Origin of the sequence: Natronoflexus pectinivorans (genome assembly GCF_004345615.1) — a bacterium.
GTDB lineage: Bacteria > Bacteroidota > Bacteroidia > Bacteroidales > Marinilabiliaceae > Natronoflexus > Natronoflexus pectinivorans.
In genome coordinates, this window is record NZ_SLWK01000018.1 from 55,374 (window position 1) to 62,994 (window position 7,621).

Consider the following 7,621-nt stretch of genomic DNA (forward strand, 5'->3'; position numbering starts at 1 on the left):
GTCACACAAAAATACACAAAATAATAAACCACACAAGGTTTATTGGGGATTCGCACCGATTTAAATTAACATAATCTTTCGATTTTCAAAAACATTAGAATCGAATTGTTTTTTTATTGAAAAAGTGTAACAATTTAACTGTTAATTAGTATAAATTATTGTTAGTGCAAACTAATTACAATTGCATGCTCATTTATTTTGTCAGAAATATTTAAAATTCAGATAACTAGATTAACATAATAACAAAAAACGTTCTGTTATTTATTAATTTGTTTTAATCAACTATTTAACCTACACCTTATCATTAAAAATATGAATAAGACAATAAAATTCACAGTTCTATTTTTTGTACTTTTATTTCTTATCAACCCAGATATTCTTGGACAGATAGATAAGAGATTCTGGTTTGTTGCACCGGAAACAACCAGAGCACATAACAAAGCCCCGGGTGTGCTCAGAGTAACCGCATTCGAAAATGCGGCAAATGTAACCATTTCAATGCCGACTAACCCTGACTTTCAACCTATACAACTCAACGTTCCGGCAAATTCGCAATTAATGCATGAATTTCATGACGCAGTTATAGTTCGTGACGGCAGAGTAATTTTTGAAGAGATGCTCTGGACCATAGAAAATGGCACTATGGATGCCCTAAGCGGAGAAGGATACTCATTCCCGAATGACTGGCAGGGATGGTCCGCCGGGACACCCTTCAACAAAGGAATTCTTATTGAATCCGACGAATTTATTTCTGTTTATTATGAAGTTGCCAACGGAAGCAATCCTGAAAGATTCAACTTGAAAGGAGGAAATGCGCTGGGAACAGAATTCTTAATACCATCGCAAAACATATATGTCAATCATCAAAACACACCCAATGCCAGAGAAAAAGTTGACATAGTAGCTACCGAAGATAATACTGTAATAACAATTGAGTTAACAGACGACCATGCTATTGAAGGTCACGCAGCCGGATCTACATTCACAATCACCTTAAACAGAGGACAAACATACAGCCTGCGATCAACATCCAGGGACAGAAGACGTCATCTGGGAGGAACATACATCACATCAAACAGACCAATAGCTGTTACAATTTCAGATGATTCAATTGCGCACAGAGATGGAACCAGCAATACAAGGGGAATGGGGCACTATGATCTGGTAGGAGACCAATTGGTTCCAATCAGTATTATTGGTACAGAATACATAGCCATGCATACTGCGTATAACACCTCCACAGTATATGAAAGTACTGATCAGAAAGTTTTCATTTGGGCAGCAACTGATCAACCAGGAGGAACTCAGGTCTCTGTGAACGGAGTCGCTACCGGACCTAGATTAGGACGGGGAGAGTTTGTCATGACTGATATTTCAAACAATGCCATATACATTACAGCAACTGCTCCGGTATATGTTTACCAGTTTGCCAGTTTTCGTTATGAATTAGGAAGTGCCATACTGCCTGCTATTAATTGTACCGGCTCCAGACAGGTGAGTTTTCAAAAAATAAACAATGCAGATTTTTTGGTACAAATCATGACTCAATATAAATACCGTAATGATTTAGTCATGCTACCAAGCGAGACTCACGCACATCTTAATGATCTTAACTGGGTAAGAGTGCCCGGCACAGGCCCTGCCGGACACGAAGACACCTGGTATAGTGCTGTTAAAAACTTCCCACAAAATACCATCAGCACAGAAAGACCATACACCATCATGTTCAATCCTTCTATTCCCGATCACTATGGATTGTTCCACCTCAGTATTCTTGATGCAAACGGAGCCAGTATGAGTTATGGGTATTTTAGTTCATACAATCAATTGCATATTGATGGTCCATCAATGTCTTGTAGAGGAAGTGAAATAACGCTAAGCACTAATCAAGCCGGGGTAGATCTTATGTGGTTTCACGAAAGTAACCCCGGAGCACCATTTGCCACAGCAGAATCCGTTACTGTTACAGAATCTGGTCTTTATTGGGTCGAGATGCAATATTCAGGATGTGTGGCATCGGATCAACTGAATGTTCAATTTGCAGTACCTGAATTCGACTTAGGTGAAGATCAAATACTTTGTCCGGGAGAAGAACTCTCATTTGAATTCAATCAATTCACAAGCGGAGAAACGTTTCAATGGACTCTAAATGGGGAAGATTTTAGTGCAGACAACAATTTTAGTTTAACGATAGAACCATCCACAACATACGTCATTGGTCTAACCGTAACAGATGAAATGGGTTGTTATGATACTCAAACCATTACTGCACGAGGACTGCCTGCACCAATAATAGATTGGAACATTGGAGAAACCAATGATATTTGCTTAGGAGATGAAATCCGGAATCTTTCGCCAAATCATCGTTATGAATGGTCGTTTAATGGTACGGTTTTAAATCCCGGAGAGCCTGAGCAGAATTATATTGAACCTACAGAATCCGGATTGTATAGTTTAACAGTTTGGACGGAAGAAGAGTGCCTTGATACCTATTCACGCCAAATAAATGTCAACCCATTGCCAGTGGTTGAATTGAATGACATTGAAGTTTGCCATGGTGAAACAGGGACTTTTACAATTGACGGGGCTCTCTATGAAACCATCAGGTGGCATAACAATGAAACAGGGAGTTCAATTACTTTGAGCGAGTCAGTACCTGAAGTGAGCGTGACCGTAACCAATGAATATGGTTGTGAAGCAACTGCTACAGCAGAATTCACAGTACATAATCAAATTCCATTTGACTATGAAGATGTGAGAATTTGTGCGGGAGTAGGTTTTGATGTTGAAGTTGACGGAAGTTTGTTTAGCAATATCGTATGGCAATTTAACAGCGAGCCACCCTATACAACGGATCCTGAGAATATTAACTCATTTCTGGGAGAGCTTGATGAAGAGGGAACATATACCATTACCGCCGTTGATAACAATGGATGCGATGTTAGCAGTACTTTTGATGTTGAGATCTATATTGGCAACCCACCTCTAGAAATAGAAAACTTTAATGAGTACGCAGAATCAGGCTTTATGTGTTCTATGGATACCATAAGAATTTCAACACCAGGCCATATGTTTAGTAGCTATAAATGGTCTTTTAGAGAGGTTACTGACCCTGTATTTATGGATATTGGTGATGAGCCATATATAATTGCAACCGTTCCCGGGATATACAGACTTGAAGCAACTGAAACTTTTGGTTGTAGAAATGAGGACGAAATTGAGGTAGAGCTATATCCTCAACCAGAATTTTATTTGTTTGATGTAACACTATGTCCCGGAACCGAAGAGTTCCGATTTGAAATAGATTGGCTTTTTGTTGATGGTTTAGATATTCTGAATGTTCAATGGTTACATGATACTGATGAAGAGGCAACTTCTATTACAGTGCCAAACGTCGGAACATATACCGTAACAGTCTGGGACGAAAGAGGATGTTTCAGAACTGAATCCGCTGCAGCAGAGCATTACATAGTTCCAACCATCAATCTTACAGATATTGAATTTTGTGATAATGAGAGTAGAATCATCTCTCTTTCAGATGTTGTAGACACAGATGATATTCGCAATCACACATGGAGTTGGGCATCGGGGAGCAGCACCGATAATGACATTTCTATCACCGAATCGGGTGAGTATACACTCACTGTTGAGGACAATAATTTACATTTCGACGAGAATTTTGATGAAATTGGTTGTTTTACTTCCGTAACTTTTACAGCCACAATGAATCCGTCTCCTGTTTTCAGCTTGGGAGAGGACAGGGCGGTATGTATTGGCGAAACCATTACCATTGAAATTGATGATACTTATACCAGGTATGAATGGGGAGGCAATGCAGAAGATGATCAACCTGCCTTTTACGTGCTTACCACTCCGGGAGAGAACAGCGTAAATCTACAAGTTTGGAATGAGCATAATTGCTCTTCATCAAGCTCCTTGCAAGTTAATGTAATTGAACACCCTGTTGTTAATCTTCCAGACATCCCCACAAAATGTGCCGGCGAAAGCACTGATTTATCTGTAGGTTTCAATCCCAATAATTATAGCATATATTGGGACACACCAAAAGGGTATATTAGAGATACAAACTCAATTCAGGCAGAAATGGGTAGATATGCAGTTAGTGTTACGGATCAATATGGCTGTCGTTCTGTAGCTGAAACTTTTATTGATTGGATTGAATTACCCCGCGCCTATTTTTCACCTGAGGATGTGGAAGCCTTATGTCCCATCGACCTTCCATTTATTATTGAATTGGGAGGAGACATAGATCAGTTTCAGGAAATAACATGGCACGACAACAGATTCTTCAATGAATACAGAAGGCCTGCAAATATTCTCGATACGGTAAATGTTGCGTACATCAGAGACCTTAACAATTGCCTCTCAATGCTCACACATACGGTACACTTACAACAACCAAACTTTTTTATGGTTGGAGACACAGTTGAAGCTTGTGAACCGGAATTAATCGTTTTAGACGGCGGCGAATTCACATTCCGCGAAGGAAGCGATGACGAAATACGATACGATATAATTGAATACAACTGGTTTTTAAACAGTCGTGAAAACCCCATTGCTGAAGCAGATCAGCAACACCTTGAGATACATGAAAGTGGAAGATACATAGTTGAAGTCTTTGATGGTTGTTGGGTACTAACTGATACTTTTGATGTGTCCTATTACCCATCTCCCATTATTGCTGGATTAGATACCATGTTTTATGCACAGGTTACTGCGTTTGTTGAAGGTGGTACCATGCCATATAGCTATGTATTAAACGATGGAATTCCACAAACAAACCACACCTTTATGAATGTTCCCAACGGGGAACACATAATTTGGGTGGAAGATGCACATGGATGTGAAACGTTTGCTGTTTTCAATCTGGATTCAGATTACGATATTGAAATACCAAACTTCTTCACTCCCAATGGTGATGGAATTAATGATGACTGGATCATTGAAGGATTAGAAAGATTGCCAGAATCAATCGTATATATTTATAACCGATACGGAAAGCTCCTTAGAAAATTCAAAGCTGCAGACCAACCATGGGATGGAACCTATCTGAACAGGCCATTGCCCTCAGACGACTATTGGTACGTCATCCATCTGTTACCGGTTGATAAGTATATAAGAGGAAATGTAACTCTCATCAGGTAGTAAACCTGATGAAGAGGACAAACCAACACAACCAATTAACCTTAAAATGTAACCAAAAACGATTAAAATGAATAAATTAACCATATTACTCATACCACTGATAATATTTACCGCACATTTAAATGGTCAAAGGTATTATGTAACCAACAATTACGTATATGATCTTTTCCTGATGAATCCTGCAGGTGCCGGTTCAAATACAGAGTGTGTAACCATGAACGGCTTCTACCAGCGTCAGTGGTTTGGTATTGATATGGCTCCAACAACTCAACTATTTACCTTACAGGCACCACTTGGAGCCAATGTTGGCTCAGGAACATACCTATATAACGATCAAAACGGAAATAACAAAAAAATCGGCATACAGCAAACCTTCTCAACAGTGGTTACCTTGAGAGAAAACATGAGGGGATATACAACATTGAGATTTGGGTTGTCTGCTCTTGTTGAACAAACCTCTATAAATCAGAGCAATTTTACCCCGGGGATCATGGATCCGGTGCTAGACAATGGTACTTTGAGCGGAACAGGCTTTAATGCAGCATCCGGATTCATTCTGAACCATAATCAACATCACATTGGGGCTTCTGTTACAAATATTTTCCCACAAAATAACCCGATGTATAATTCAGAATTTGAACCAGAACTACCTGCTGATTTGCATTTTCATGTTGGTTCTCTATTTAAAATTCCTAATTACGATATTTACATTGAACCATTGGTTTATTATAGGCGTAATTCTCTCTCAGATACCCGTATGGACATGAACCTGAAAATGAGCATGCCAACACCCGATCCGGATCTGGCTTTCTGGGGCGTACTTGCTCACCGTAGAACTGTTGATCACCAACTCGGCAAAGACCTGGGAATTGCAACAACTTTGGGACTTGTATACAGAGGAATTAACTTTGGAATAGAGTATCAACATGGTTTAACATCAGCACAAACTCATTTAGGAAGTGCTATGCAGCTGGTAGTTGGATATGCATTTTGCAGAAGCGGGCGTCCGAGAACATTGCCTTGTCATGAGCGTGATGAAATGCTGCAATCGCCGGGAGGCGACAACGGAAATGGAAGGAGATTCTCCATTTTCAGAAGGCGCTAAAAAATTCCAAAATAAATTATATTTCCACCTGCTAAGCCAACTTAGGATTACAGGTGGAATTTTATGTATCACCAGATCATTACTCCGGAATCCGGTTCGGAGAGGCAAAATCTAATTGCCTAAGAAATCAATTAAAATAAGTCTCTGGTAATAATTAAGGATATATGGCGTTTATTTATATATTCGCAGTACAAAATACAAAACCAAAAGTTGGTTGATGACAACATTTACCCTCATATCCAATAAAAAACAAATAACAACAGTACTACTTCTGTTTCTATGCTTGCTACTACCCAACTATGGCAGAGCATGCATTGACATGTCAATCAGCGACATCAGCGATTCAATGCTTGAAGAACAAAGCGGAATTCCTGTTATTGCCAACAATGACGTTATTGTTACCAATAAGATGCATCCACACGAGGCCAATGTGAGAATTAACGATTACGGGCTAAGCGCCGGCGTTACAAGTATGACCATAACAGAACCTCCCATTAATGGTACGGCCATTGTTACAGAACGATACACCATCATTTATACGCCTAATCGCTATTTCACCGGGCATGATTATTTTGAATACCGTGTATGTAACACTTATGGAAACTGTGATGAAGCCTCGGTCTTCGTCTCTGTACAAGACTTTGATTTTAAACCAATTGCAGTAAATGACACTGTAACTGTATTTAAAGATAGTAATGCAACCATTGATGTTCTTCAGAACGATAGAAATTTATACGATCTCCCAATCTCTTTATCAATAGTCTCAAATTTCAGAAATGCCCGAGCTGAAGTTTTCAACAATCAAATTTCATTCAGGGTTGATCAGTATTTCTTAGGAATGGACTCCTTGTTTTATGAAGTATGCGACAGGGATGGCGATTGTTCCAGAGCATATCTCTTTATTAAACTGGCTGATGATTCGGATAACAAGATATTTATCCCGCAAGGCTTTTCTCCCGATGGAGATAATATTAATGATACTTTTAATATTCCTGAATTTGACCAATACTCAAATCTTTCTATAACTATTTTTAATCGTCACGGAGTAATGGTTTATGATGATCAACAATATAACAATAACTGGAATGGCATGGCGAACACAGGCCCATTTAATGGAAAACTTTTACCAACAGGAGTCTATTATTATGCCATTAAAATTCCGGGACTAAAAAAACAGATAACGGGATATGTATATTTGAGTAGGTAGTATATTAGTTGAGGGTTGAGGGTTGAGGGTTGAGGGTTGAGAGTTGAGAGTTTGTCTTTCCATGATATAAGTTGACAAGAAAATTGTTAATAACTTTTTAATTGGACAACAAACATGGGAACAAACAGCAATGAAAGAATCCG

Annotated in this window: 3 protein-coding genes; all 3 read left to right on the forward strand. The window is 39.0% G+C overall.

Annotation, left to right across the window (positions count from 1 at the left end; all coding sequences use genetic code 11):
• The first annotated feature begins 312 nt into the window (after nt 1-312).
• The 3 genes from EV194_RS15760 (at nt 313) to EV194_RS15770 (ending at nt 7,478) form a co-directional block, all read left to right on the forward strand.
• The gene (locus EV194_RS15760) at nt 313-5,166 is read left to right on the forward strand and encodes a T9SS type B sorting domain-containing protein (protein ID WP_132435330.1); all 4,854 of its coding nucleotides are present in this window, start codon (nt 313-315) and stop codon (nt 5,164-5,166) included.
• A 67-nt stretch (nt 5,167-5,233) separates the two neighbouring features.
• The gene (locus tag EV194_RS15765; protein ID WP_132435332.1) at nt 5,234-6,271 is read left to right on the forward strand and encodes a PorP/SprF family type IX secretion system membrane protein; all 1,038 of its coding nucleotides are present in this window, start codon (nt 5,234-5,236) and stop codon (nt 6,269-6,271) included.
• Nucleotides 6,272-6,488: 217 nt separating this feature from the next.
• Nucleotides 6,489-7,478: a T9SS type B sorting domain-containing protein gene (locus EV194_RS15770; protein WP_132435334.1), complete on the forward strand. Its 990-nt coding sequence runs from the start codon at nt 6,489-6,491 to the stop codon at nt 7,476-7,478.
• Nucleotides 7,479-7,621 lie beyond the last annotated feature (143 nt).

Bases quoted from the DNA above. Each gene is read 5' to 3' on its own strand.
- EV194_RS15760 (WP_132435330.1), top strand. From the start codon at position 313: ATGAATAAGACAATAAAATTCACAGTTCTATTTTTTGTACTTTTATTT.
- EV194_RS15765 (WP_132435332.1), top strand. From the start codon at position 5,234: ATGAATAAATTAACCATATTACTCATACCACTGATAATATTTACCGCA.
- EV194_RS15770 (WP_132435334.1), top strand. From the start codon at position 6,489: ATGACAACATTTACCCTCATATCCAATAAAAAACAAATAACAACAGTA.